At 73.0% G+C, this 23,672-nt stretch carries 22 protein-coding genes and 1 tRNA gene; 15 read left to right on the top strand and 8 right to left on the bottom strand.

Annotated features, from left to right (window positions below; translation table 11 throughout):
• Positions 1-139: 139 nt before the first annotated feature.
• The 3 genes from WMF11_RS34355 to WMF11_RS34365 form a co-directional block, all read right to left on the bottom strand.
• Positions 140-1,462 (bottom strand): hypothetical protein, encoded by a 1,323-nt coding sequence (locus tag WMF11_RS34355; RefSeq protein ID WP_437973729.1) that lies wholly within the window; start codon positions 1,460-1,462, stop codon positions 140-142.
• Positions 1,463-1,584: 122 nt separating this feature from the next.
• Positions 1,585-3,915: a transglycosylase SLT domain-containing protein gene (locus WMF11_RS34360; protein WP_437973730.1), complete on the bottom strand. Its 2,331-nt coding sequence runs from the start codon at positions 3,913-3,915 to the stop codon at positions 1,585-1,587.
• Between the two features lie 121 nt (positions 3,916-4,036).
• Positions 4,037-5,020, bottom strand: coding sequence for a hypothetical protein (locus WMF11_RS34365; protein WP_437973731.1), 984 nt, complete (start codon positions 5,018-5,020; stop codon positions 4,037-4,039).
• Between the two features lie 138 nt (positions 5,021-5,158).
• On the opposite strand from WMF11_RS34365, the gene WMF11_RS34370 reads away from it, so the two are divergent.
• Positions 5,159-6,259 (top strand): hypothetical protein, encoded by a 1,101-nt coding sequence (locus tag WMF11_RS34370; RefSeq protein ID WP_437903487.1) that lies wholly within the window; start codon positions 5,159-5,161, stop codon positions 6,257-6,259.
• Positions 6,260-6,346: 87 nt separating this feature from the next.
• Here the strand turns inward: WMF11_RS34370 and WMF11_RS34375 are convergent, their stop codons facing one another.
• Positions 6,347-7,795: an MXAN_5187 C-terminal domain-containing protein gene (locus WMF11_RS34375; RefSeq protein ID WP_437903488.1), complete on the bottom strand. Its 1,449-nt coding sequence runs from the start codon at positions 7,793-7,795 to the stop codon at positions 6,347-6,349.
• An 81-nt stretch (positions 7,796-7,876) separates the two neighbouring features.
• Between WMF11_RS34375 and WMF11_RS34380 the strand changes: the two genes are divergently transcribed.
• The 4 genes from WMF11_RS34380 (at position 7,877) to WMF11_RS34395 (ending at position 11,186) form a co-directional block, all read left to right on the top strand.
• A complete protein-coding gene (locus WMF11_RS34380) occupies positions 7,877-8,971 on the top strand; it encodes a histone deacetylase family protein (RefSeq protein ID WP_437973732.1) in 1,095 nt (364 codons plus the stop codon).
• Between the two features lie 248 nt (positions 8,972-9,219).
• A tRNA-His gene (locus WMF11_RS34385) sits at positions 9,220-9,295 on the top strand.
• Positions 9,296-9,347: 52 nt separating this feature from the next.
• Entirely contained in the window at positions 9,348-9,545 is a 198-nt protein-coding gene (locus WMF11_RS34390) for a hypothetical protein (protein WP_437973733.1), read from the top strand.
• A 258-nt stretch (positions 9,546-9,803) separates the two neighbouring features.
• Positions 9,804-11,186, top strand: a complete 1,383-nt coding sequence (locus WMF11_RS34395) for a hypothetical protein (protein WP_437973734.1) — start codon at positions 9,804-9,806, stop codon at positions 11,184-11,186.
• Between the two features lie 85 nt (positions 11,187-11,271).
• Here the strand turns inward: WMF11_RS34395 and WMF11_RS34400 are convergent, their stop codons facing one another.
• Positions 11,272-11,553: a hypothetical protein gene (locus tag WMF11_RS34400; RefSeq protein ID WP_437543333.1), complete on the bottom strand. Its 282-nt coding sequence runs from the start codon at positions 11,551-11,553 to the stop codon at positions 11,272-11,274.
• Positions 11,554-11,708: 155 nt separating this feature from the next.
• Between WMF11_RS34400 and WMF11_RS34405 the strand changes: the two genes are divergently transcribed.
• Both WMF11_RS34405 and WMF11_RS34410 read left to right on the top strand, forming a co-directional pair.
• Complete coding sequence (locus tag WMF11_RS34405; protein ID WP_437543336.1) at positions 11,709-12,212, top strand: response regulator; 504 nt, start codon at positions 11,709-11,711, stop codon at positions 12,210-12,212.
• A 155-nt stretch (positions 12,213-12,367) separates the two neighbouring features.
• Positions 12,368-12,802, top strand: a complete 435-nt coding sequence (locus WMF11_RS34410) for a YqaA family protein (RefSeq protein ID WP_437294033.1) — start codon at positions 12,368-12,370, stop codon at positions 12,800-12,802.
• Between the two features lie 17 nt (positions 12,803-12,819).
• Here WMF11_RS34410 and WMF11_RS34415 read toward each other — a convergent pair whose 3' ends face one another.
• Entirely contained in the window at positions 12,820-13,485 is a 666-nt protein-coding gene (locus tag WMF11_RS34415; RefSeq protein ID WP_437543340.1) for a hypothetical protein, read from the bottom strand.
• 165 nt (positions 13,486-13,650) lie between these two features.
• On the opposite strand from WMF11_RS34415, the gene WMF11_RS34420 reads away from it, so the two are divergent.
• From WMF11_RS34420 to WMF11_RS34435, 4 genes are all read left to right on the top strand, one after another.
• Positions 13,651-14,562, top strand: a complete 912-nt coding sequence (locus tag WMF11_RS34420) for a hypothetical protein (RefSeq protein ID WP_437903493.1) — start codon at positions 13,651-13,653, stop codon at positions 14,560-14,562.
• Positions 14,563-14,581: 19 nt separating this feature from the next.
• Entirely contained in the window at positions 14,582-15,466 is an 885-nt protein-coding gene (locus WMF11_RS34425) for a protein kinase domain-containing protein (RefSeq protein WP_437903494.1), read from the top strand.
• A gap of 62 nt (positions 15,467-15,528) precedes the next feature.
• Complete coding sequence (locus tag WMF11_RS34430) at positions 15,529-16,725, top strand: cystathionine gamma-synthase (protein WP_437973735.1); 1,197 nt, start codon at positions 15,529-15,531, stop codon at positions 16,723-16,725.
• Positions 16,726-16,830: 105 nt separating this feature from the next.
• Positions 16,831-17,391, top strand: a complete 561-nt coding sequence (locus WMF11_RS34435) for a hypothetical protein (protein ID WP_437973736.1) — start codon at positions 16,831-16,833, stop codon at positions 17,389-17,391.
• Between the two features lie 48 nt (positions 17,392-17,439).
• On the opposite strand, the gene WMF11_RS34440 is transcribed toward WMF11_RS34435, so the two are convergent.
• Together WMF11_RS34440 and frr are read right to left on the bottom strand one after the other, a co-directional pair.
• Positions 17,440-18,303, bottom strand: coding sequence for a Stp1/IreP family PP2C-type Ser/Thr phosphatase (locus WMF11_RS34440; protein WP_437903495.1), 864 nt, complete (start codon positions 18,301-18,303; stop codon positions 17,440-17,442).
• A gap of 612 nt (positions 18,304-18,915) precedes the next feature.
• Complete coding sequence (frr, locus tag WMF11_RS34445) at positions 18,916-19,473, bottom strand: ribosome recycling factor (RefSeq protein WP_437543352.1); 558 nt, start codon at positions 19,471-19,473, stop codon at positions 18,916-18,918.
• Between the two features lie 263 nt (positions 19,474-19,736).
• Here frr and WMF11_RS34450 point away from each other — a divergent pair, with 263 nt between their 5' ends.
• The 4 genes from WMF11_RS34450 (at position 19,737) to WMF11_RS34465 (ending at position 23,670) form a co-directional block, all read left to right on the top strand.
• On the top strand, positions 19,737-21,221 hold the full coding sequence (locus WMF11_RS34450) for a sigma-54-dependent transcriptional regulator (protein ID WP_437903496.1): 1,485 nt from the start codon (positions 19,737-19,739) through the stop codon (positions 21,219-21,221).
• 45 nt (positions 21,222-21,266) lie between these two features.
• Positions 21,267-21,740, top strand: coding sequence for a peroxiredoxin (locus tag WMF11_RS34455; RefSeq protein WP_437903497.1), 474 nt, complete (start codon positions 21,267-21,269; stop codon positions 21,738-21,740).
• A 9-nt stretch (positions 21,741-21,749) separates the two neighbouring features.
• Positions 21,750-22,409: a DNA-3-methyladenine glycosylase gene (locus WMF11_RS34460; RefSeq protein WP_437973737.1), complete on the top strand. Its 660-nt coding sequence runs from the start codon at positions 21,750-21,752 to the stop codon at positions 22,407-22,409.
• A gap of 67 nt (positions 22,410-22,476) precedes the next feature.
• Positions 22,477-23,670, top strand: coding sequence for a hypothetical protein (locus tag WMF11_RS34465; RefSeq protein ID WP_437903498.1), 1,194 nt, complete (start codon positions 22,477-22,479; stop codon positions 23,668-23,670).
• Positions 23,671-23,672 lie beyond the last annotated feature (2 nt).

Consider the following 23,672-nt stretch of genomic DNA (forward strand, 5'->3'; position numbering starts at 1 on the left):
CCGAGGAGCCGCGCGTCCTCCACAGAGAGTACCCAGAACTGGAAGGCCCGAGGGCGAGAAGAATCGACCAGCCCAGCCCAGCCGAACCCAGCCCGCCCACCCGCCCGGCGCGCCGGCGGCTATAACGCCGCGACCCGCCTCACGCCGCGCGCGCCGCAGACCGCTGCGGCGGCGCCGCCGCCGCCTGCTCCGCCCCCGAGGACGAGAGCGCCTGCTCGAGCATCCAGTCGTCGACGTCGCCCTCGGCCGCATGCTCCAGGGCGAGCCGCACGTCTCGGTTCGCGCAGCCCTCGGCCGCGATCCGCAGCCGCTCCTCCGTCTGGCCGTCGCGCGAGCCCCCGAGCGCCAGCGCGGCCCCGATGCGGAGCTCGGCCGGCGCCCCGCCGTCCTCGAGCACCGTGAACGCCTGCTCCCGCGTGAGCTTCGCCGTCCGGTAGTCGGCGCCGGCCTCGCCCACGAGGCGGCGCAGCGCCGCCCGCCAGGCGGGCGCAGGCAGGCCGCGGCGCCCGAGGAGCGCCACAGCGCGCCCCGCGTCGTGGGCGCCTCGCCCGCTCCGCTCCCGCAGCAGCGCGAGCAGGTGCTCGCGGCGCCGCTCGGCGAGCACCATGCTGAGCCCCGTCTCGCTGGGATCGCGCAGCAGCTGCGGCGGCACGAGGGTGAGCGAGAGCTCCTCGCCCCCGGCGAGCGCGAGCTCGACCCCGAGCGCCGTCTCCTCGACCCGCTCGATGCTGGCGAAGGAGATGAAGCGCTCGCCGGCGTCGTCCCGGAGCGAGAGCCCGTCGCTGCCCGCCACCAGCACGCGGCGCGCAGAGCCCTCCCTGAGCAGCGCCGCGAGCACCCACGCCGAGGCGCCCGTGACGACGCCGAGCGAGAGCGCCACGTCGAAATCGAGCACCGACCAGCAGAGCAGCGACATGAGCGCCGCGACCCCGACGAACAGGCGGCGCCGCGGCAGCGACGGCGCGTCGTCGTAGAGCCGCGCGCTCCACGTGCCCTGCGCTCGCCCGGCGGCGATCACCCCGAGCAGCCGCTCCGCGTCGACCGGATCGTCGACGCGCACCCGGATGACATCGCCGTCGTCGGTCTTCAAGGCGACCTCGCCGCCGGAGCTCGAGAGCCGCGCGCGCGTGAGCGAGAGGAGCGGGAACGCGCGCCGATCGCCAGGGCGCTCGATCCACAGCGCGTTGCTCACCCGGACGACCGCCGCGCCGGACGAGCCCACCGCCGCCCAGAGCCAGGCGATCGGCGTGTAGAGCAAGCACGCCAGGCAGAGCAGCGCGAGCAACGACCCGAGCAGCGCGAAAGGCACCATGACGGCCGCCACGATCGGGCCCGCGATCGGCTCCACGAGCGACGCGATGGAGAAGACGACGAGGAGCCACGCCAGCGCCGACGAGAGCAGCCGGCCGATGGATCGAGCGTCGGCGTAGGGCTGGATGAGGACCCCACACCGCTTGAACACGCCGTCACTTCCAGCGGTCCCTGCCACCCCACCACGGTGAAGGCACCCGCCTGCGAGTTCAAGCGCACAGCGCAATTTCAGCGCAGGAGGAACCCCTGCGCTGCCGTCCCCGGCGACCGCGCTCAGTACGCGTCCGCCGGCGCGCGCGCGTCCGCGGGGAGCGTGAGCGGGAGCATCTCCACGGCCGCGTCCCCGCCGGCCAGCCACTGATACCGCGCCAGGTTCGAGAGGACGCGACCCACATAGGTGCGCGTCTCGTCGTACGGGATGCGCGCCACCCACACATCGGTGTCCCGGTCGATGCCCCCACCGAGCCAGTGCGACACGGCCTTCGGACCGGCGTTGTACGCCGCCGTCGCGAGCGGCAGGCTGCCCTCGAACGTCCGGAGCAGCTTGCCGATGTAGAAGCCGCCGAGGCGCAGGTTGAGCGGCGCGCTCTTGAGCTGCCCGAGGTCGAAGCCGAGCGAGAGCTCGCTCGCAGCCTTCTGGGCTGTCGACGGCATGAGCTGCATCAGCCCGACCGCGCTCGCGGGGCTCACCACGACAGGATCGAACGCGCTCTCCTGGCGCATCAGCGCGTGAACGAGGCCCCTCGGCAGCCCGTGCTGCGCCTCGAGCGCGCGCACCTCGCCGGCGTACGGCTCCGGATACACGCACTCCCACGTCCAGCGATCGGCCTGCGAGGGCGCGCGCTGGAGCGCCGCGGCGGAGACCGCCTGCGTGCCCACGCGGTAGCGGCGCTTCGCGGGCGAGAGCATGCCGTACATCCGGCAGAGCGCCTCGCTCTCCTGCCCCGCATAGGCCGCGGTCGCCTCTCGCTCGTTCTCGGCGAGGTAGCTCTCCGCGTCGCCGTCGAGCCCCATCGACGCGAGCAGCGCCGCGGCCGGCGGCAGCTTCACCTCCACCGCAGGGGCGTCCCCGAGAGACGCCGGGATGAGCAGCGGCGGCGTGGGCGCGCCCACCGCTGCGAGGCGCGAGCGCGAGAGCAGCGCGCCCCACGAGAGCGGCTGCTCCCGCATCACCTGCGTCCAGAGCCGCACCGCGCCGTCGCGGTCGCCGCCGCGCAGCGCCGCGAGCCCGGCGAGCTCGCGCAGCCGCGCCGCGTCGGCCGGCTTCGCGTCGCGCGCGAGCTGCTCCAGCGGCCGCCGCACGCGCGCGGCGCCGCCCGTCGACAGCGTCGCGAGCGCCCGCTCGTAGACAGCGTCGTCGCGCCGATCGCTCCGCGGATAGGCGTCGATGAACCGGCCGTACTGCGCGACGGCCTCCGCGTAGCGCCCGACCTGCATGAGGAGCCGCGCGGCGAGCAGGCTCGAGAGCTCACCCCAGCGGGTCTTCCGGAACCTGCGCGCGACGGCGAGGTGCCGCTCGATCGCCTCCGCCTCGCGCCGGAGCCGCGAGAGCGAGCGCGCCGCGAGGTGCAGCTGCTCGGCCTGGCGCGCCGACGGCGCGGCGGCGACCTTCAGGAACGCCGCGGCCGCGGCCTCGTAGTCGCGCGCCTGGTAGAGCGCCGTGGCCCTGCGGTGGTGGAGCTCCGACGCCGGCACGCCCGACATCTTGTCGAGCTCGGCGATCGCCTCCGCCGCGCTGCCCCCGGCGACCATGGCGTCGACCTTCTGGAGCCGCTCCTCCTGCGAGAGCTGCCCCGGCAAGGCGGCGAGGAGCGCCGCGGCCTCGCGCCCGTCGGGCGACGACGGCGCGCTCTTGACGATCCACCGGAGGTCGGCCTGCGCGAGCGCCGCCGCGGCGGCCTTCTCCCCCGGGCGCTCGGCGGCGTCGCGCACGCCGAGCTGGACGCGCGCCCGCGCCATCCGCGCCGCGGCCTCGTCGCGCGACCTGCGCGCGCGCTGCGCCGCGGCCACGGCCCGATCGGCGAGCGCGCGAGCCTGCTTGAGATCGCCGCCCTTCATGGTGGCGAGCGCGGCGCGCGCGAGGCCTGTCGCGCTGCCCGAGCGCTCGAAGTACGCCGCCGCCTCGAGGAACGGCCCCGCCACGAACGCCGCCTCCGCCCGGTAGCGCGCCACCTCGCGCGAGAGGAGCGGCAGCCCCTGCTCCAGGCCATGCAGCAGCTCCACCGCCTTGCCATGATCCCCGAGCTCGAACGCGACGCGCGCCCGCGCGTACTTCATCGAGGGCAGCGCGCGCTGCTCCATGGGCAGGGCGTCGAGCCGCTCCGCCGCCTCGGCCCAGCGCTCGAGCCGCACCGACTCGACCCAGGCGCCGTCCACCATGGGCGGCGCGGGCAGCGCGAGGGCGAGACCCGCGGGCGGCACGAGGGCGAGACCCGCGGGCGGCGCCGCGGACGGCGCGGCGCGCGCGGTGCTCTGCGACGGGGGCGGCCCGGCCGCGTGGTGCTCCGCGCACGCGGCGAGCGAGAGGCCGAGGACCCCCGCGACGGCCAGCCGGCTGCGCGCTCCCGTTGAAGACGGCTTCGGTGGCGACGGAGCCCGTTTCATAGCCGACCCGGCGCGTTGGACGACCCGCCGGCAGCGCGCCATGAGGACGTAGCGCCGCGGAACGACGGCCTCCGCGCGCAGGCCGCTCGAACCGCAGCGCACGCGCTGCCGACCCCTTTAGCTAGCAAGCCTGGGCCCGAGGTCGCAAACAAAGTGTCGGGCCCGACGCGATCCACCGCTTCCCGATCTCCACGTCCTCCTCGAACAGGAAGGCCGCGACCTCGTCGAGCGACCCAGCGCGGTTCGGCGGCGCCCCCAGACGGAGCGCGGCGGCCTTGCCGAACGCGGCGACCACCGGGTGCGGCGCGCTCGCGAGCCCCAGGAGCTCGGGTACGAGCCCCACCGCCCCGAACGCGCCCGCGAGGATCGCCGCCAGCGGCCGCGGATCGGCGGGGCAGTCGTAGCTCCACGACAGCGCCGAGCGCAGCGCCGCGATCGTCTCGGGGGCCGCCGCGCGCGCCGCCGCCGTGCGGTAGCCGCCCACCGGCAGCGCGAGCTGCGCGTCGCCGCGGCTCGTCGCGCAGATGCCGTCCGCCGCTTGCAGCAGCGCCGCGGCGATCGGCTCGGTCACGCCGTCGCCGAGCACCGCCAGCCCCTCGAGGTCGGAGGCGACGGGCCGCGACGCCTCTTGCGCATACCCCTCGAGGTTGGCGAGGAGCCGCTCCAGGTCCACCGCGCCAGCGGCGCGACCCGCCAGCACCTCGCGCTCGGTGTGCACCGTCACGAGGCTCGACACGATGGCCGGCGTCCCGCCGCGCATCGTGTGCGACACGTCCACGCTCACCTGCTTGACGGCGGGCCACCGCAGCACCCGCGGCTCCGTATCCGGGTCGACGACGATCCCCCAGGGCACGACGGCCATCGTCACCTCGCGCGCGCCGCGCTGGATCGGGGGGCGGTGATCGGCGCGGACCAGCGCGAGCAGGCCGAGCGCGCTCCCCATCGCGATGAGCCCCAGCGAGAGCGCGTGGCTCCCGGCGCTCCAGACGGCCGCGGAGGCGCCCGCCAGCCCCGCGGTCCCGGCCGCGGCGAGCGCGCCGGTCGAGCCGGGCTCCGGGTGGAGCCACACGTAGCGGAAATCCGGCGGAGGCAGCTTGCGCAGCACGGTGACGACCCCGGACGACAAATCTAGGCCGCCGCGCCACCACGCGCCACCACGCGCCACCGGGTGCGCGGGGGCGCCCGCGCGACCACGCCAATGGCGGCGTTCCACGCGCGCTGCGCGGTGGTAGCTTCGCGGGCGGTGCTGCTCTCCCGCGTCCGCCTCGTCCATCTCGGCCCGTTCGAGGACCTCTCGCTCTCGCTCGAGGACGCCGCCGGCGCGCCGCGCCGGCTCGTGGTCCTCTTCGGCGGCGACGGCGTGGGCAAGACCTCGATCCTGTCGGCGATCGCGTCCACCCGGCCCGGGTACGCGATCGCGCAGCCGAGGCCGCGCGGAGACGACGGCTCGCAGCCGCTCGTCGTCGCCGACTGGATGCTCGGCACGGACGACCCGGCGCGCGCGCACCCGCTGCGGGTCACGAGCCCGAACGCGCGCCTCGACGAGCCCGAGGACGCGGCGATCTTGCGGCGGAGGGAGCAGTCGCTGTTCGAGCGGCGCGCGGCCGAGGGGGGCTTCGTCCTGGTCGCGCTCTCGGGGGCGCGCTGGTTCTCCCGCAGCGCGATCGTGCTGACGACGCCCGAGCGCAGCATCCTCCGCTACGACGTGCGCGCGGCCGCGAGCTTCGACGACGCGACGCGCACCGACCTCACCCGCGAGACGAAGCAGGTGCTCTCGTTCGTCCCGATCGCGGCGGCGATCGCGCGCGACGGCCGGAAGAGCCGGCCGGAGGTGCTCTCCGACGCGCAGACGGACGCCCGGCCGGGCGCCCAGGCAGAGCGGCTCGGCGCGCTCGATCGCGCGCTCAAGGAGGTGCTCGAGGCGCTGCTCGACGGCCACGGCGTGACGTACGCCGGCGTCGATCCGCTCCGGCTCGAGCCGATCTTCGAGCGCGCGGACGGCCAGCGCATCGACTTCGACGATCTCGGGCGGAGCGCGCGGCACACCGTCGCGTTCGGCGCGCTCGCGCTCCGCGCGCTCGCGTCCGCGCACCCGAGCGGCGATCCTCGCCTCGCCGAGGGCGTCGTGCTGATCGACGACATCGAGGCGCAGCAGCCGGTGCACCGCCAGCGATCGCTCGCCGCGCGCCTGCGCGCCGCGCTGCCCAACGTGCAGTGGATCGTCACGACCTCATCGCCGGCGATCGCGCTCGGCTGCGAGCTCTCCGACGTGATCGCGCTCCGCCGCGAGCCCTCGTCGGGGCGCGTCGAGCTGCACGAGGGCCCGGACGCCGTGCTGCACTGAAACACGCGGCGCGGCGCGCGCGGCGTGCCGCCGAGCGGCGGGCGGCGCGGCGCCTCCCCTCGCTCCCGGGCTCCTGCGCCGCGCGCGTCAGGCGAGCGGCACGGCGAGGAGCACGACCTCCTTGCCGCGGACCTCGATCTTGTAGCGCATGGGCTTTCCGTGCTTCCGCCCGAGCTCCTGCTCGCTCGCCTTGAGGCGGGCGACGAACGCGTCGCGGGTGATGTGGTCCACCGGATCCCCGAGCGACTTCTTCGCGGCGATGTACTCGGCGAAGATGCGCGCGTAGTAGGCGTCCTCCGGCTCCTCGAGGAGCGCCTTCGCGTCGGCCGGGATCTCGCCCGCGGACAGCGCGGCCATCCGCTCGTCGACCTCGAGGGCGTCCCGGAAGGACGCCGACGTCGGCGCGCGCGATGGGCGCCCCTCGGCGTCGGTCTCGTCCTCCTGCACCCCGAGCAGCTGGTTCAGGAGCGAGTTCAGGCGGAACACGAGCCCGCCGAGCTCGGCGTGCTCGATCTGGAACCGGAGGTCGGTCCGGCCGTTCATGATCGCGAGCAGGCCGTCCTCGATCTCGGAGACCGGCTGCGAGATGTACGCGTCCAGGAAGTACGCGGCGATCACGACGAGCACGAGCCCGAGCGCGGTGACGCCGAGGAGCGGCCAGAGCAGCGCGCTCGCGAGCCCCGGCGTCCGGAGCTGCGCGATGCTGAGCAGCACCGCCCGCCGCCCGTCGCCGTAGCCGTCGAGCGCGTGCCCGACGGCGCTGTACTCGCCGGACAGCCCGCCGATGTCGACCGTCTGGCCGGAGCGCAGCGCCTTCAGGGCGCCGTCCTTCGCCGGCGACGCCGTGAGCGCCGCGACCAACTGCGGGGAAGCGTCGCGCGATTTCGCCACCACGTCGAGCCCGTCGCCCGACTGCATCGCGACGACGAGCACGCGCCCGCTCGTGCGCTCGCTCGCGTTGGTCAGCCGCTCGTCGTTCAGCGCGGTGCCCACCGCGACGGCGCCGATGATCTGCCCGGCGTCGCTGCGGATGGGCGCGTAGGACGCGAGCAGCTGCTCGTTGCGCGCCCGGCTGACCCACACGTCCGAGCCGGTCACCCCCTGCTCGATGGCGAGCTTCAGCGACGGGTAGACGGCGCCGAGGTCGTCTCCGCGCATGAGCGCGGAGGCGTTCCGCCCGAGCACCACGCCCTTGGTGTCCACCAGGACCACGAGGGAGGGCGGGGTCCTGGCCAGCTCGGGCGAGGCGACGACCGCCTCCCGGATGGCGTTGGCGGCGCTGGTGGCCGCCTCGGCGCGGGCCGGGGCGGTGCCGGCGTTGAACGGCTCGCGCAGCTTCGGGTCGCTCGCGTGGGAGTCGAGCCACCGCTCCAGCACGAGGCCGTCCACCTGGAGCTGCGCCATGGCGGCCGCGAGCGCGCGCGGCGCCTCGCCGGGGCGCCCCATCTCCGCGAGGGAGGCGCGCGTGAGGGCGTAAAAAAGCCCTCCGACCATGAGGACAATCACGGCGAAGACTGCGATGATCTTTCCGCGCATCCTGCGTCTCCACTCCTTCTTTCCGGGGCTCAGGGCAAGCTACCATCCGCTGCGGCGCTGCTACAACTCTCCACCCAGCTCATGGTGCACTTGAATCCGCCGCACTCCGAAGCCCCGCGCCTCTACGTCGTCGACGACGCGCTGTTCGAGCAACATCGCTCGCGAGGCGCGCACCCTGAGCGCCCCGAGCGCCTCGAAGCCGCCCGCCGCGCCATCGAGCGCTGCGCCGCGGCCGGCCTCTCGCTGGAGCACGTGGCGTCGCGCGACGCCACCGAGGAAGAGCTCGCCCGGGTGCACGCCCCGCGGTACCTGGAGTCGCTCGGCCGGCTCAGCGGCCACTATGCGGCGCTCGACCCCGACACGTACGTGGTCCCGCGCTCGGTCGAGGCGGCGAGGCGCGGCGCGGGCGCCGCGGTGGCGCTTGTCGACGCGGTGCTCGCCGGCCCCGGCCGGCTCGGGGTCGCGCTGCTCCGTCCGCCCGGCCACCACGCCACGCGCGACGCCGGCATGGGCTTCTGTCTCCTGAACAACGTCGCCGTGGCGGCGCGGGCGGCGCTGAGCAGCGGGCTCTCGCGGGTCGCGGTTGTCGACTTCGACGTGCACCACGGCAACGGCACGCAGGACATCTTCTGGGACGATCCGCGGGTGCTGTTCTGCTCGCTGCACCAGTGGCCATTCTATCCCGGCACCGGCGCCGCCAGCGAGCTCGGCGGAGGCGACGGCGCGGGTTACACCGTGAACGTGCCGCTGTCCGACGGCGCGACGGACGCGGTCTACGAGGCTGCGTTCGACGAGCTCCTCCTTCCGGTGCTCGACGAGTATGCGCCCGAGCTGATCCTGGTCTCGGCGGGGTTCGACGCGCACGAGCGCGATCCGATGGCGGCGATGAAGCTGTCGCGCGCGGCGTACGCGGCGATGGGCCGCCGGCTCGCGGCGATGGCGACCGCGAAGGCGGGGGGGCGGCTCGCCATCTTCCTGGAGGGCGGCTACGACCTGACCGCGCTCGAGAGCTCGCTCACGGCCGCGCTGCTCGCGGCATCCGGCTGCGAGGCAGCAGACGACCCGGCTGGAGCGTCGGTGCCGCCGCCCGCGCAGCGCGCGCCGATCTCGACCCGCCACCGCGCGGACCTGGACCGGGCGCGCCGGGCCGCGCTGCGCCGGTGGACGACGCTCTGAGCGAGGCGACCGGCGGCGCGCGCCGGGAAACCGGGGCCGAGGCGTGAACGGGCCCGCCGGGTCCTCTGCCTGGAGGAGGCCGGCGCCTCCTTAGAGGGGGGATCAGGGCGGGAAGCGCGGGAAGCGCGGGAAGCCGGGGCGGGGATGCGGGGCTCGAAACGCGACACGCGGTGCGTTTCCCTGATTGCACTCTGCGCGGAGCTGAGTATTCTGCCAGGCCTTCGCAGCCCAACGGGCCGCGAAGAACGGTGGGTATAGCTCAGTTGGTAGAGCACTGGATTGTGGCTCCAGTTGTCGCGGGTTCGAATCCCGTTACTCACCCCAGGTAGAACAGCCCGAAATCGTTGGCGAAAGCGGCGACCCGAGGGCTCGACAGGTGGACGAAGCCGGGGGGCTTGGGTCCGCTGGCGAGGGCTGCCGGCTACCTTGCCCGGCGCGCGGCGAGCTCGATTTCGATGGCGTCGAAGGGCTCGACCCGGACGCGGGCGGCGTCGCGGTGGACGACCGCGGGCCCCCGGCGGCGATCCGCGCCGAGCACGTACACCTCCAGCGTCCGCTGGATGGCGTCGGCTAGCCCATGGGCGAAGCCTGCCCGGGGGCGCGCGGCGAGGCAAGGCGGTGAGGAGCAGGGACGAGCGCGCCCGCACGCCAAGCTGTGGACGAGCTCGCGCGGCGTCGCGAATCGCTCGCTTCGATAAGCGCCCTTCGCGCCTCGGAGCTATCGATTCATGGATATCCATCCATCGCAGTGAGCCGTTACCCATTCTCCCGGAGACAGCAAGTCTCATTTTTGTAACCGACTCGCCACAAACCCCGCGTAGCGTCCGCGCGCATGAAGACCACTCTCCCCGGGAGACGCGCGTCGACGGCGCGCCTCATCTCCGCTGCTTTCATCGCGATCAGCGCACCTCAGCTCGCGGCGTGCGCCGTGGATTCGAGCGACGCCGCGGATCCTACCGAGTTGCCGTCCCCCGGCGCCGTCGATGTCGTCCGCCCGCTCACGCTCTCGGAGCGCGCTCGTGTGCCCGAGAAGGAGCCGGGGTTCGTCTCCGCGGCGCTCGGGGACCACGAGCTCGTCATCACCCATGACGGCAGCATGACGCCCTTCGCCGCGGGCGACGTGCTCGGCGGCACGCAGGGAGGCGGCTACCTCGCCCGCGTCGTGAGCGTACGCGCGATCGACGCGACGCGGGTGGCGCTCGCGACGACGCCCGCTCCTCTGACGGAGTTCATCACCGAGGGCCATTTCCACGTCCACTACGACGCGCGCGAGTACGCGCGCGCCATCGACGATCACGCCGCGCGCATCCGCGAGCTCGGCGCGGAGGACGGCGAGCAGATCGCGAGCGCGGCGGAGGCCCTGAAGATCTCGTCCGGCGCCTCCATGAAGCTCCTCGATCTCTCCTCGGCCTCGCTCCCGGCGTCGTGCGGGGTCACCGCGCACGGGACGGCGGCGCTCGACGTCACGGCCGAGCTCTCGCCGGCGCTCGATCTCGAGGTCCACATCGGCCCGAGGGGCAAGCTCAACCCGGTGCCGGAGCTGAAGCAGCTCCGCCTCGTCGCGTCGGGCCAGCTCGACGTGAGCGCCAGGCTCCAGGGCACCGGCACGGTCACGGGGAGCTGCTCGGTCGATCTCCTGGAGCTCGCCGGGGGCGTCCCGAGCCTGCCGCTGCCGACGCTGACCTTCTGGGTGGGCCCCGTCCCCGTCGTCGTCACGACGGACGTCGTGCCGAGGGCGAAGGCGGATCTGGGGCTGTCCTTCACGGCCGCCGAGGTGGAGGCCGTGGCGCAGGCGACCGCCGAGATCGAGGCCGGGGTCGACTACAGGAACGGCACGTGGAGCACGATCTGGGAGCCCTCCGGCTCGGCCTCGGGCTCGGCCTTCATCGGCGCGCCCGGCCCGATCACGGCGTCCGGCAAGGTGAGCGCCGGCGCGGAGCTCCGGGCGCGCCTGTACGGCATCGTCGGCCCGAACGTCGGAATCCAGGCGTACGCGCGCGTCACGGCGGAGGCCGCGCCGCCCTACTGCTCGTACGACGCGCGGGTCGACGGCGGCGTGCGGGCTTACGCCGAGGCGGTGGCAGGCGTGTCGGTCGGCCCGCTGGATCTGACGCTCAAGCGCCTCGAGCTCGTCGATCTCGAGCTCCTGCGCTTCGACGGACCGCGCGCCTCGGGCCCGCTCCGCGACGCGCCCGAGTGCGACGCGGAGCCCTGATCGCGCCGCCCCTCATCGCGCCGCCCCTCATCGCGCCCGGGAGGCGAGGCGCCCCCGCCTCCCCGCGCGCGGGCTTGGACGCTGCTCAAGGGTCCGCGCACGCGACGTAATCACAGGACGCCTCGTTCACGCACTCCTCGGTTCGCTCCACGAGGTCATTCCCCTCGAGGCCGAGGCACGCGGTCTCGCAGCTGGTCTTGCTCGGCGGCGGAGCGTCGTTCTCCTCCGCGCAGAGGATGCGGTGCTTGCAGAGCTCACTGCATGCGTTCAGGATCTCTTCGTCTTTGCACCCCGCGGCCCCCGCGGCGAAGAGGCCGACAACGGCGGCGATGACGAGCGGGATCGATCGGAGTTCTGCGTTCTTCATGGGCAGCTCACCTCGGTTGTGGAACGGAGACTCTCCCCGGCGAGCGACCCAGCATAGACGAATCCCTGGCCGCCGCCCACCGCGCTGGCCCGACGCGCCGGGCGTGGTACATTGCGTCATCGCGCGTCCTGACGCGCCTCCACGATCGACGACGAATGCCCTCCAAGGAATCCGACACCCTGCTCGAAGCCGATCCAGCCGAGCGACCGGATCACGAGAAGCCCGAGTCCACGCGGCTCCCTCTCGTGCTCCTGGTCGACGGGGACAGGAGCATCTGGCAGCCGCTCGGCGCCCTCCTCTCGAAGCGATATCGCCTCGTCGTATGCTCCTCGGCCGTGGACGGGGTCGCCGCCTTCACCGAGGACACGTGCGCGGTGATCGTCGATGTGCGGATGTCAGGCCTGGAGGGATTCTGGGTCTGCGACCAGATCCGCAAGGTGCAGCCGGAAGTGCCCGTGATCTTCTATTCGGCTCATCACGACGAGAAGGACTCGTTCGAGGTCATCAACGCGCACCGGCCCTTCGCCTATGTCGACAAGCACGGCGCGGAGCAAAAGCTCCTCGACGCCCTCGAGAAGGCGACGCGGATATTTCAAAGCACCCTCCGCAGCAGGCGGATCATCGAGCGGCTGCAGCGCCGCCGGCTGGAGGCGGTCTGACGCCTCCGCAGGGCGAGCCGCGCCCGCGCGGCGATCGGCGAGATCTGTGGCGCACGCTCGTCCAGCTGGCGCTCAGCCTGTCCGCGCTCTTCGCGGGGATCGCGCTCGCGGCGCACCTCGCCCGCGAGCAGCTCGACGCGCTCGGCCGCGGGTTCGTGGACCGCTTCGGCCTCGCCGGGATGTTCGTCGGCACCTTCCTCGCCGACGCGTTCTCGTTCCCGATCCCGCCGCAGTTCTACATGCTGACCGCGATCACCTCGGGTGGCTCGCAGGTCGCGCCCCTGATCGCCATCTCGACCGCCTCGCTCGTCGGCGGCTGCACGGGTTACCGCCTCGCCGGCCGCCTCGCGCGGATCCGCCTCTTCGCGGCGCGCATCGAGCGGACGCGACCCAGGATAGACCGGCTCTTCGAGCGTTACGGATACTGGGCGATCGCGATCGGGAGCATCTCGCCGATCCCCTTCTCGATGCTCTGCTACCTGTCCGGGCTGTACCGGATCCCGCTGCGCTACTTCTTGACCATGGTGCTGTTCCGGGTGCCCCGGCTCCTCCTCTTCTACGCGCTCATCCGGGCGGGATGGAGCCAGTGAAGCCGGCGGCGTGAGCGCTACCTGGGGCTGTCCGTCTCCTCGGGCGACGGGTTCACCCTGACGCGCTCGAGGATCTGGTCGACCATGCCGAGATCGATCCCGGAACGCTGCTCCACGACGTTCCTGGAGAACAGCCGAGTCGCCTCCTTCGCGAGCTCCTCGTCCGGGAGGAACGGCCGCGCGGGCGACCGCGGCGCCGGCAGGCCGATCTCCTTCTCGAGCTCGGAGATCGCCCGGATCATCTCCTGGTAGCAGGCGGAGGCGATCTGCACGGCGAACGGGAACACCTGGACGTTGCCCCGGCCGGCGCGCACGGCGTGCAGCGTCGCGGCGGCCTGCTCGGCGAACTGGCGACTCCCGTACGCGTTGGCCATCTGCGCGTACATCGCGATGGACTCCTGGTCCGCCGCGAGGTCCTCCTCCTTCGTCCGCGGCGCTCCGGACGGGGGCACCGACGACCACCGCACGATCATCCGCGCGTAGTCGTCGAGCGCGCGCCGCTGGAGCGCCAGTCGCTCCAAGAGCGCTTCTCGCCGCTGTCTCTGGAGCTCCGCCTTCTCCTCGTGCTCGGCCCGCCGCTCCGCGCTGAGATCCGCCGATCTCCGCGCCAGGTAAGCGCCGATGAAGAGGGCGACGCCGTTGCTGACGGCGATGAAGAGCATCTCCAAGATCTTGGGATCCATGCCGGTGCCCACGACTTCTATCACGTTCGCGCTGAACGCAGTGAGTTGCCGCAGATTGCGGAGAAAAGTTGGCCGCCGCCCTCCTCCCGTGCAGGTGCGCCGTCATCCCACAGGCGGCCGTGGCCGCGCTCGGAGCCGCGCGGGCAGGCGTGATAGGATGTCCGCATGACCGGTTCACTCGACGCCGGGGCCGGCCCGCACCTGGATGGTCTCGCGGGCCCGCTGCGCGAGGCGCTGGAGAGGAGCCTCGCCGACCGGCTCGCGCGCTGCCCCGGGGCGGAGCTCAACCTGGACAACGCGTTCTGGGGCGCCCCCGAGCCGCGCGACCTCGGCGAGGCGCTCACCCGGTTCGGGCCGACGTGCGTCAACGTCGTTGTGCGCATCTTCGAGCGTCTCCGCGGCATCGACCCGACGCTCGGCCTGTGGACGCAGATCAGGTATCTGCGCAACGTCTGGTGCGGCGGGAGCGCTGGATTCAAAGTGGTCTACGTGGAGCCGGCGGCCATGCGCGAGCGCCTCGACCGCCACTTCGCGGGAGCGGGCGGCCGCCGCGTGGCGCGCGACACGATCCTCGGGGGGATCGAGCACCAGCGGGGCGCGCTGCTCGGCTCGCTCCCGGCGAGCATGGCGGAGCTCTTCCGGGGCGGCGAGCCGCTCGACGCGGACAGCTGGCGCGAGGTGCACCGGCCGGATCAGGAGGCGGTCCACCTCTGCGTCGGCAAGCATGAACCGCGGCCGCCTGAGCTCGACGACATTCACCTCGACTGGAGATCGCCGGTGGTGGGCGTCGACGAGGAGCGCCGCCGCTGCCGGTACGGGCTCCTCATCGGCGTTGTCCACTGGGTGCAGGCGCGATTCGGGGTCGGCAAGCCGGTGTTTCCGTTCCAGAGCATCGATGACAGGGTCGCCGCCCTGGCCGGGCGCCGCGAGGCACCGGCGCGCTGGGCCGAGTTTGCGGCGCGCTGGCGCGACGCGCGGTGGCCGCTCGCCCTGCGCGGCGGCGCCGGCGCAGAGGAGGCGCAGGCGTGGCTTCGCGCGTGCGACGAGCTCGTCGCTGCGCAGCGCGCGGACGCGTGAGAGGCCACAGGCGGCCGGCATGCCCTACCCCGCTCCCGACGGCACCCAGCTGATCGAGCACCTCGGCGCCGGCGCCACGTTTGACGTCGCGCTGGTGCGGCTCGGAGGCCCGCCGCCCGGCCCCACGCTTGTGTGCAAGCGCCTCGTCCCCGGCGTCCTCCACGAGCACGCGGGGCGGGCCGCCATGGTCCGCGAGGCAAAGGTCCTCTCCCTCGTTCGCCACCCCGCCCTGCCCGCGCTCGCGCGCGTCGGCGCCGATCGCCACGGCCCATTCCTCCTCGAGAGCCGGCGCGAGGGCACATCCCTCCGCGACGTGCTCGACGGATGGCGCGGCCGCGGCCGGCCGCCGCCCGCGTCGCTCATCACCCACGTCGTCAGGACCGCGATCGAGACGCTCGCCGAGCTCCAGGAGATCGAGGACGCCGGAGGCCCGGTCCGCTTCGTTCACGGCGATCTCGGCCCTGATCACGTGTTGCTGGGTCCGCTCGGCGACATCGGCCTCGTCGACCTCGGCGCCGCGCGGTTCCGCGGCATGGATCCGGACCTCGAGACCGCCGACCGGGGCACGGTTCCCTTCGTCGCCCCCGAGATCGCCCGCGGCGAATCCCCGCCGACCCAGCGCGGCGACGTCTACTCCATGGCGGCGACCCTCGTCTCCTTCGCCACCGGCGCGAGCCTCACGCGCGCGCGCGAGCAGGCCGCGGCGCTCGTCGAGATCAGCGAATCTGGCCTCTGCCTCGACCCGCTCTCCGTCGCGGACGCGCTCTCGCCGGGGCAGCGCCGAGCGCTCGCTCGCGCGCTCGATCGCGATCCGGAGCGCCGCGTCGGGACGGCGCGGGCGCTGCTCGACGCGTTCGACGCGGCCGCTCCGCGGGCCGAGGACGGCGCCGAGTCAGCGCGCTGACTCGGCCCTCCTGCGCGCCAAAACCGTGGACGCACGCGGCCCATGAGATAAGTCTCGCCCGCATGAAGCCCCACCTAGGTCACGACAAGCTCGGCCTCGACACGCTCGCGATCCACGCCGGACAGCCGCCGGATCCGACGAGCGGCGCGGTCATGACGCCGATCGTCCTCTCGAGCACCTTCGCTCAGGAGCGGCCGGGCCACCACAAGGGGTTCGAGTACTCCCGCAGCGGCAACCCCACCCGCAAGGCGCTCGAGGAGTGCATCGCCGCGCTCGAGGGGGGGCGCCATGGCTTCGCCTTCGGCAGCGGATCCGCGGCGACCGCCACCCTGCTCCACACGCTCCGTCCCGGAGATCACGTGCTCTCGGGCGATGACGTCTACGGCGGCACCTTCCGGCTCTTCGACAAGGTCATGCGGCCGATGGGCCTCGCCTCGACCTCGGTCGACATGAGCGACCTCGACGTCGTCCGCAAGGCCCTCACCCCGGCCACGCGGATGATCTGGATCGAGACCCCGACGAACCCGATGCTCAAGATCTTCGACATCGCAGGGCTCGCCGAGATCGCGCGCGCGCACGGGGCGCTGCTCGTCGTCGACAACACCTTCGCCACGCCGGTGCTCCAGCGGCCGCTCGACCTCGGCGCTCACGTCGTGGCGCACTCGAGCACGAAGTACCTGAACGGGCACTCGGACGTCGTCAGCGGCGCGCTCGTCACGTCCGAGGACGCGCTCGCCGAGCGGGTCGGGTTCCTGCAGAACGCGATCGGCGCCGTCCCGAGCCCGTTCGATTGCTACCTCGTGCTCCGCGGGATCAAGACGCTCGGCGTGCGCGTGCGCCAGCAGTGCGCGTCGGCCGCGCTCATCGCCGGGAGGCTCGCCGGGCACCCCGCCGTCCAGGCGGTGCACTACCCCGGCCTCCCCACGCACGCCGGCCACGCGCTCGCCGCGCGGCAGATGCGCGCGCCCGGGGCGATGATCTCGTTCGTGGTGCGCGGCGGCCTCCCCGTCGCCTCCAGGTTCCTCGAGCGGCTCGCGATCTTCGCCTGCGCCGAGAGCCTCGGCGGCGTCGAGTCGCTCGCCGAGCACCCCGCCCTCATGACCCACGCCTCCGTGCCCGCCGCGGCGCGGGAGGCGCTCGGCATCGCCGACGGCCTCCTCCGGCTCTCGGTGGGCCTGGAGGCCACCGAGGACCTCTCGAACGACGTCGCCCAGGCGCTGGACGACGCGCACGCGCACGCGCGCGCGACGGGCACGTAAGCGCGCGTGAACGCGCGCGGCGCTGCCGCCGTTTGATCGCGGACCCCCGAGTACGATAGAAGCGAGGAGCGGCCTTGGGGCCGCCACCTACCACCGGAGCTTTCCATGCGTCTCGCTCGCCTCAGCTTCGTGCCCGTGCTCGGCCTCCTCCCCCTCCTCGGCCTCGGCTGCAGCGGCGCGGAGCCGCCGACCCCGCGCGGCGCATACAAGATGAACTTCGCCGACCCGGGCATCGACTGCTCCCAACCGGGGCATATCGCGACCCTTGGCGAGGTGACCGATGTCCAGAAGGTCCAGCTGCTCACCGACGGCGAGGACGGCGCCTCGGTCGACTGCTCCGTGTCCGGCTCGGGCACCTTCTCCGTCTCGGCGGTGGCCAAGAACCCCGCCGATTTGTCGAAGATCCAGGTCAAGATCGACGCCATCTCCCCCGCGGCGACCCAGGACGCGCCGGCCACCGGCGACATCAGCTTCTCCTCCGCGAAGACGGCAGAGCAGACCTTCTACTCCGATAAGGCGACCCCGTGTAAGTTCTGGTTCGAGGGCAAGCAGGGGGTCGACGCGGGCAAGATCTGGGTCGGCTTCGAGTGCCCGGCGATGCTGAACGAAGGCGAGATATGCCAGATCAGGCTGGGCGTCCTGGCCTTCGACAGCTGCGGAGGCTGAGCCGCGCTGGCAGCTGACAGGCGGGCGCGGGGGGGGGTGCCCCGCGCGTCAGCTCTTCTCGGAGCGCGAGGCCGACACCGCCGGGACCGTCGACCGATCGCCGATGCTGACCTGCTGCGAGTCGGCGGGCGGGCCGATCGTCGCGCTGTGGGGGAGCTCGGCCTCGTCCTGCTCGTCGATCCGGATCACGAGCGCCGTGATGTTGTCCTCTCCGCCGTTCTCGTTCGCCTTGGCGATGAGGCGGCGGCACATCTCCGGGACCTCCTCGGTCGAGCTCACGATGTGGAGGATCTGGTCGTCCGAGAGCATCCCGCTCAGGCCGTCGGAGCAGAGCAGGTAGACATCGCCGGGCTGCGGCTCATCGCTGAGCAGATCCACGGAGACGCTGTCGTGCATCCCGAGCGCGCGGGTGATGACGTTGCGCGGAAGCTCGGCCCGCTGCTCCTCGGTGAGCTCGGGCATCGCCATGATGTAGTCGTTGAACAGCGAGTGATCGCGCGTCAGCTGGCTGATCGAGCCCTTGCGGACGCGGTACGCGCGGCTGTCGCCGACGTGGCCGACGTAGATCCGGTTCTTCTTCTTCGAGAAGAGCGCCCCCACGACCGTCGTGCCCATCCCGGCGCAGTCGCGCGACCGGATGCTGCGCTCGAAGATCTGGCGGTTCGCGACCCGGATGCCCGCCTGGAGCCGGTTCTCCTCCTCCGACAGGCTGGTGTCGAAGTGGAATGGCCAGGTGGCGTCCTCCCGCGACGTGGACCGGAAGAAGTCCGCGATCGACTCGGTCGCCAGCTTGCTGGCTACGTCCCCCGCGCGGTGGCCCCCCATGCCGTCCGCGACGATGAACAGGTCGTACTCCGACAGGACGGCGTAGCTGTCCTCGTTGTGGTCGCGTTGGAGACCAACGTCCGTCATTCCTGAAGCGATCGCTCGCATAACCTCGGGAATCCTTGAGACGGCTCCGGGCCTTCGGCTTCGAACACCAACCATTTCACGCTAGCGAAAACCTGTCAAGCAGGGCCTCTCGCCCCCTAATGGGCGTCTTCCGAGTCTTCGCGCGTCTTCTCACGTCTTGTCACGCCTTCGCACGCCTTCGCACGCCCAACCGCGCACGCCCAACCGCCGACCTTCCCGATCCTACCGACTCCGACCGGGGGGACCGCAAGCCTCTTTTTCACTTCTTCGCTTCACGGGACGGTTCATTGTGAGCTGGGCTGGTCCCGGGCACGCCTCACCCCGTGGCGATCGGACGCAAGCGCCGGAGCGGGCGGCAGCCGCGGGTCGCGCGCGGACATGGAGACAACAAGGCTGCGAAGCGTCGCCAGGCCGGGCCGGGCTCGGCGCGCGCGGCGTCACGACACGCTGGGGCGCTGCGCGGCAGGCGATGTCGCGCATCACACGCCGCCACGCCGCCGCGCCGCCCTCCTCGAAGGGGCCGGCCCCATCGCGGGTCGCGGGGAGGGGCGGCCGCACGGCGCTCCGGTCTGCCAAGCTCGGTCGCCGACGCCCGCCCGGCCGACGGCCCGCTCACACGTCCAGGATGTCCTTTTCCTTGCCGGCGATCACCGTGTCGACCTGCTTCGTCCCCTCGGCCACCACGTCGTCGACCTTCTTCTTGGCCCGGTCGGCCTCGTCGCCGCTGACGTCGCCGTCCTTCTCGAGCGAGTCGATCATCTCGTTCGCGTCCCGGCGGTGCTTCCGGATGGCGACTTTGGCGTCCTCTCCGTTCTTCTTCGTCAGCTTCACCATCTCCCTGCGCCGCTCCTCCGTCAGCGGCGGGATCGGGAGTCGGATGAGATCCGCGTCCACCTGGGGATTCAGGCCGAGATCGCTCTCCCGGATCGCCTTCTCGATCGCTTTCACCTGGTTCTTCTCCCAGGGCTTGACGCTGATGAGCCGCGGCTCCGGCACGGACACCGTGGCCATCTGCACGATCGGCGTCGGCACGCCGTAGTAGTCGACGCGGATGCCGTCGAGCATGGCCGCGTTCGCGCGCCCGGTGCGCACCTTCGCCAGGTCTCGCCGGAGAGCTTCGATGGCCTTCTCGATCCCTTCGCGCAGCTCCTTGATGACGTCCTCGAGCATGATCCGGCTTCCTCCGTGTGGGGCTCGCCCAGCCCGCCCTCTTCGCGGGCGGGGGCGGAGCTTACCGCGTATTTCCGGGCCGGCGGAGAAATCGATCCGCCCGACCTCGCCGGCGTCGCGGTCGGAAGAGCGCTCGCCTCCGCCTGGGCGCATCCGGACGCGCACGCGCCCGAGCGCCGCCGCGCCGTCCCCCCGCCCAGCGCGCCACCTCCACTGTCGCGATCGTGCCGAGCTGTAGTAACTCTGGGAGGCAGGGCGACCCGATGCGCGATCTGGACTGGAACAGCTTCGACGTCCTCGTCGTCGACGACGAGCAGGACAACCTCGACGCGTTCCGGTTCGCCTTCAGGAAGTCGTTCAAGATCCATTATGCGCTGGGCGGCGCCGAGGCCCTCTCGCTCCTCGATCGCCTCGATCCCGCGGTGATCGTGGCGGACCAGCGAATGCCGGGGATGAGCGGTATCGAGTTCCTCAAGCAGGCGAAGGAGCGGCGGCCCGACGCGGCGGGCGTGCTGCTCACCGCCTACGCGGACATGACGGTGCTCATCGACGCGGTCAACTCGGGCGCGGTCGACCGGTACGTCCAGAAGCCCTGGAACTCGAAGGAGCTCGCCGTCATCCTCCGGCAGGCGATCGCCGGGGTCGCCACCCTCCGGGAGAACCGGCGGCTGCGCGAGCAGCTCGCGCAGTACGCGGGCTACCTCGAGCGCGAGCAGCGGGACCCGATCGATTTCGGCGAGATCGCCGGCGAGAGCGAGGCCATGCGCGAGGTCGCCGCCCGGATCGGCGAGGTGGCGAAGGCGGCGACGCACGTGCTGATCGAGGGCGAGGAAGGGGCGGAGAAGGAGGTCGTCGCCCGGGCGATCCACGTGGGCTCCCCGCGGGAAGAGCAGCCGTTCGTCAAGGTGACCTGCGCCGCGTTCCGGGGCGACACGCTCGAGCGCGAGCTGTTCGGCTGGCGGCGAGGCGCCTTCGACGGCGCGTTCGCCGAGCGCGCAGGCCGGCTCGAGCTCGCCCACCGGGGGACGATCTACCTCGACGAGCCGGCGCCGCTCACGCCCTCGCTCCAGGCGAGGCTGCTCCGCGTGCTCACCGACGGCGAGGTCGAGCGGCTCGGATCGACGGAGACCACGCGCGTCGACGTGCGCGTCGTGCTGTCGCTCACGCCCGGCATCGACGAGGCCTGGGAGCGCGCGGGCGTGCTGCCCGAGCTCGTCTCCCGGCTCTCGGTGTTCCCGCTCAGGCTGCCCCCGCTCCGGGAGCGGCGCGAGGACATCCGCGCGCTCGCCGAGCACTTCCTGCGCAAGGTCGCCCGGCGCAACGCGCGCGCGGCCACCGCGCTGTCGGAGGAGGCGATCGCGAAGCTCGCGGCGTACACGTGGCCAGGGAACACGCGGGAGCTGGAGAACGTGGTCGAGCGCGCCGCCATCCTGTCGCGCGGCGACGTGATCTTGCCCGAGCACCTCGCGTTCACGGCGCGCGCGCAGCCGGCCGAACCGCCCGCGCGCGCGCCCAGGGCCGCCGCGCCGGCGGAGCCGGAGGCGGACCCGGCCGGAAGAGAGCCCGCCGCGCCGGCGTGCGCGCGCCCGAGGCTCGACCTGAGCTCCCAGCTCGACGACATCGAGCGGCGGGAGCTCCTCGCCGCCCTGGACCGCTGCGGAGGGAACAAGGCGGAGGTCGCGCGGCAGTTCGGCATGCAGCGCACGACCCTCTATTACAGGCTGAAGCGGCTCGGAATCGAAGGTTGAAGCCACGGTCGACGCCGGGGGCGACTTGCGGCAGATTGCGTCGGCATGCTGAAGGTCGGCGAGCGCGCGCCGGAGATCGACACGCTGGCCATCGACGGCCAGCGCTTCGTGCTGTCGGCGCAGGGTGGGCTCTGCACGGTCGTGTACTTCTTCCCGAAGGCCTTCACGCCCCACTGCACCGTCGAGGCCCAGCTCTTCCGCGACAACCACGCCGAGATCGCGCTCGCGGGCGCCAGCATCGTCGGCGTGAGCACCGACGACCACAGGACGCAGTGCCGGTTCGCCGAGGCGCAGAAGGTCCCTTACCCCATGATCGCCGACCGCGATCGCAGCGTGTGCCGCGCCTACGGCGTCCTCTGGCCGCTCATCGGCCTCGCCCGGCGGATCACCTACGTCGTCACGCCCGCCCTGGAGATCGCGGCGGTCTTCCACCACGAGTTCCAGGCCAGGAAGCACCGCGACGACGTGCTCTCGTTCATCGACAAGCGCTTCCGGGCGGCGCGCCCCCGCGCGGAGTGAGTGAGCGCGGTGCCCGCCGTGCGTCCCGCAACCGAGCCCCGCGCGCCCAGCGAAGGCGCCGCGCTCTTCGAAGGAGCGGCGCCGCTGCCGCGTGACTTCTACGCTCGCCCCGCGCTCGTCGTCGCGCGGGCGTGCATCGGCAAGGTGCTCGTCCACACGACGCCCGAGGGCACCGCCGCCGGACGCATCGTCGAGACCGAGGCGTACCGCGGCCCGGAAGACCTCGCCGCGCACAGCGCGGGCGGGCGAAGGACCGTGCGGACGGAGGTCATGTTTGGGCCGGCGGGCTATGCCTATGTGTTCCAGCTCTACGGCATGCACTGGGCGTTCAACATCGTCGTGGCCTCGGAGGGTGAGCCGCACGCCGTCCTCATCCGCGCCATCGAGCCGATGATCGGCCTACCGCTCATGAGCCGCCGGCGCGGCGTCGCGCCTGGGCGGATCGAGCTCACCAACGGGCCGGGGAAGCTGTGCAAGGCGCTGGGGCTCGACCGCTCCGCGTACGGGATGGATGTCTGCGGAGCGCAGCTCTCGCTGCTGCCCGGCGCTGCTGGGCCCATCGGCAGGTCGCCTCGCATCAACGTCGACTATGCAGGTGCGTGGGCGAAGAAGCCGTGGCGATTCTACGAACGCGGCAATCGCTATGTCTCCGTTCCGCCTCGCCATTGAGCGAGCGTGAGGGCGCGAGCGCTCGAAGCGCTCGCGCCCGGGCCCAGGATCGCGCGACAATGGGCTCATGGGATTCTGGCCTTTCGGGGGGCGTGAACCTGCCAACGTCGAGAGCGCGTCGCAGGTTGTCACGGCGGGCACGCATCGGGAGACCCTGCGGGGAAAGTTAACGCTCTATTTCAAGGAGCCGCAGACGCGGAGCGCCGCGGACAGGGCCGCGGAGCGGTGCGCGCAGATCGCCGGAGACCTGCTGCGCGAGACCGCAGAGCACGAGGCGCTCCTCGGCAAAGAGGCCGAGCTCGCCGCGGCCATCGCGGCCCGCGCGCCGCGCGGCCTCCCGGGGCTCCGCGCGATCGAGCTCGCGTCGCTGCACGTCGTGACCGAGCGCACCACGCAGTCGCGGCGCGGCGGACCGGCGCCTCCCGTCCAGGATCCCACGCGGATCGCGGGCGCGCGCACGCCATCGAACAAGCCCTCGCCGGGCGGCGCGAGCCGGGCCACCGGCGCGCCGCCGGCCAGCAGCCGCGCCTTGGCGCTGGCTCCCGGCGCGCCTCCGACCGTCGGTCGCAGCACGCCGTCGAGCATCCCGCCGCCCATCAGCGTGCGCTCGCCGCCGAGCTCCGGCGCGCCACGCGCTCGCGCCGCCGGAGCGGGCGCCGCGCGGGCGTCGAGCCCGGGGCTCATCGGCTCGCCCCCCACCGTGATCGCGGCCGCGCTCGCGCCGCTCCTGCGCGACACGTCCACGCGGCTGCTCCTCGGATGCTTGCGGGCGCACGATCTGATCATCGTGCGCCGCGTCGCGATCGATCCTGGCGCCGCCGATCAGCTGGCCGCGCTGCTGCCCGTCTCCGACGCGCCGCCGGGTGAGTTCGAGGCGAGCCGGGCCGCCGAGCTCTCCCGCTGGCACACGGTGCTCGGCTCGCCCGTGATCAGCCAGCTGCGCACGGAGTCGTGCGCGATCAGCGCGCAGAAGGCCCGGGTCGCGCTGGGCGCCGCGAACATCGCGGCGGGCGTCGCGGGGGAGCTGATCGACGCGCTCTGCCGCACCGCCTTCCCGGGCCTCGCGCTGTCGAGCGCCCACATCGATCGCTACGCGGAGCAGGATCTGAACGAGCTGGCGGCCGAGAGCGTGGCGCGCATCCTCCGGCACCCGAACTCGAAGCCGCTCCGCCTCGCGCTCGGCCCGCTGCTCGACGCGGTGCACGGCGACGTGGACGGCATCTCCCGCCTCGCGAAGGCCTCGCTCGGCAGCGCGCACTGAGG

It is taken from the genome of Sorangium sp. So ce295, assembly GCF_051527405.1.
Taxonomy (GTDB): domain Bacteria; phylum Myxococcota_A; class Polyangia; order Polyangiales; family Polyangiaceae; genus Sorangium; species Sorangium cellulosum_B.

Excerpts from the sequence above, each read along its gene's own strand:
- WMF11_RS34360 (WP_437973730.1), bottom strand. The coding sequence starts at position 3,915 with ATGAAACGGGCTCCGTCGCCACCGAAGCCGTCTTCAACGGGAGCGCGC.
- WMF11_RS34375 (WP_437903488.1), bottom strand. The coding sequence starts at position 7,795 with ATGCGCGGAAAGATCATCGCAGTCTTCGCCGTGATTGTCCTCATGGTC.
- WMF11_RS34380 (WP_437973732.1), top strand. The coding sequence starts at position 7,877 with ATGGTGCACTTGAATCCGCCGCACTCCGAAGCCCCGCGCCTCTACGTC.
- WMF11_RS34395 (WP_437973734.1), top strand. The coding sequence starts at position 9,804 with ATGAAGACCACTCTCCCCGGGAGACGCGCGTCGACGGCGCGCCTCATC.
- WMF11_RS34400 (WP_437543333.1), bottom strand. The coding sequence starts at position 11,553 with ATGAAGAACGCAGAACTCCGATCGATCCCGCTCGTCATCGCCGCCGTT.
- WMF11_RS34405 (WP_437543336.1), top strand. The coding sequence starts at position 11,709 with ATGCCCTCCAAGGAATCCGACACCCTGCTCGAAGCCGATCCAGCCGAG.
- WMF11_RS34415 (WP_437543340.1), bottom strand. The coding sequence starts at position 13,485 with ATGGATCCCAAGATCTTGGAGATGCTCTTCATCGCCGTCAGCAACGGC.
- WMF11_RS34420 (WP_437903493.1), top strand. The coding sequence starts at position 13,651 with ATGACCGGTTCACTCGACGCCGGGGCCGGCCCGCACCTGGATGGTCTC.
- WMF11_RS34425 (WP_437903494.1), top strand. The coding sequence starts at position 14,582 with ATGCCCTACCCCGCTCCCGACGGCACCCAGCTGATCGAGCACCTCGGC.
- WMF11_RS34430 (WP_437973735.1), top strand. The coding sequence starts at position 15,529 with ATGAAGCCCCACCTAGGTCACGACAAGCTCGGCCTCGACACGCTCGCG.
- WMF11_RS34435 (WP_437973736.1), top strand. The coding sequence starts at position 16,831 with ATGCGTCTCGCTCGCCTCAGCTTCGTGCCCGTGCTCGGCCTCCTCCCC.
- WMF11_RS34440 (WP_437903495.1), bottom strand. The coding sequence starts at position 18,303 with ATGACGGACGTTGGTCTCCAACGCGACCACAACGAGGACAGCTACGCC.
- frr (WP_437543352.1), bottom strand. The coding sequence starts at position 19,473 with ATGCTCGAGGACGTCATCAAGGAGCTGCGCGAAGGGATCGAGAAGGCC.
- WMF11_RS34450 (WP_437903496.1), top strand. The coding sequence starts at position 19,737 with ATGCGCGATCTGGACTGGAACAGCTTCGACGTCCTCGTCGTCGACGAC.
- WMF11_RS34455 (WP_437903497.1), top strand. The coding sequence starts at position 21,267 with ATGCTGAAGGTCGGCGAGCGCGCGCCGGAGATCGACACGCTGGCCATC.
- WMF11_RS34465 (WP_437903498.1), top strand. The coding sequence starts at position 22,477 with ATGGGATTCTGGCCTTTCGGGGGGCGTGAACCTGCCAACGTCGAGAGC.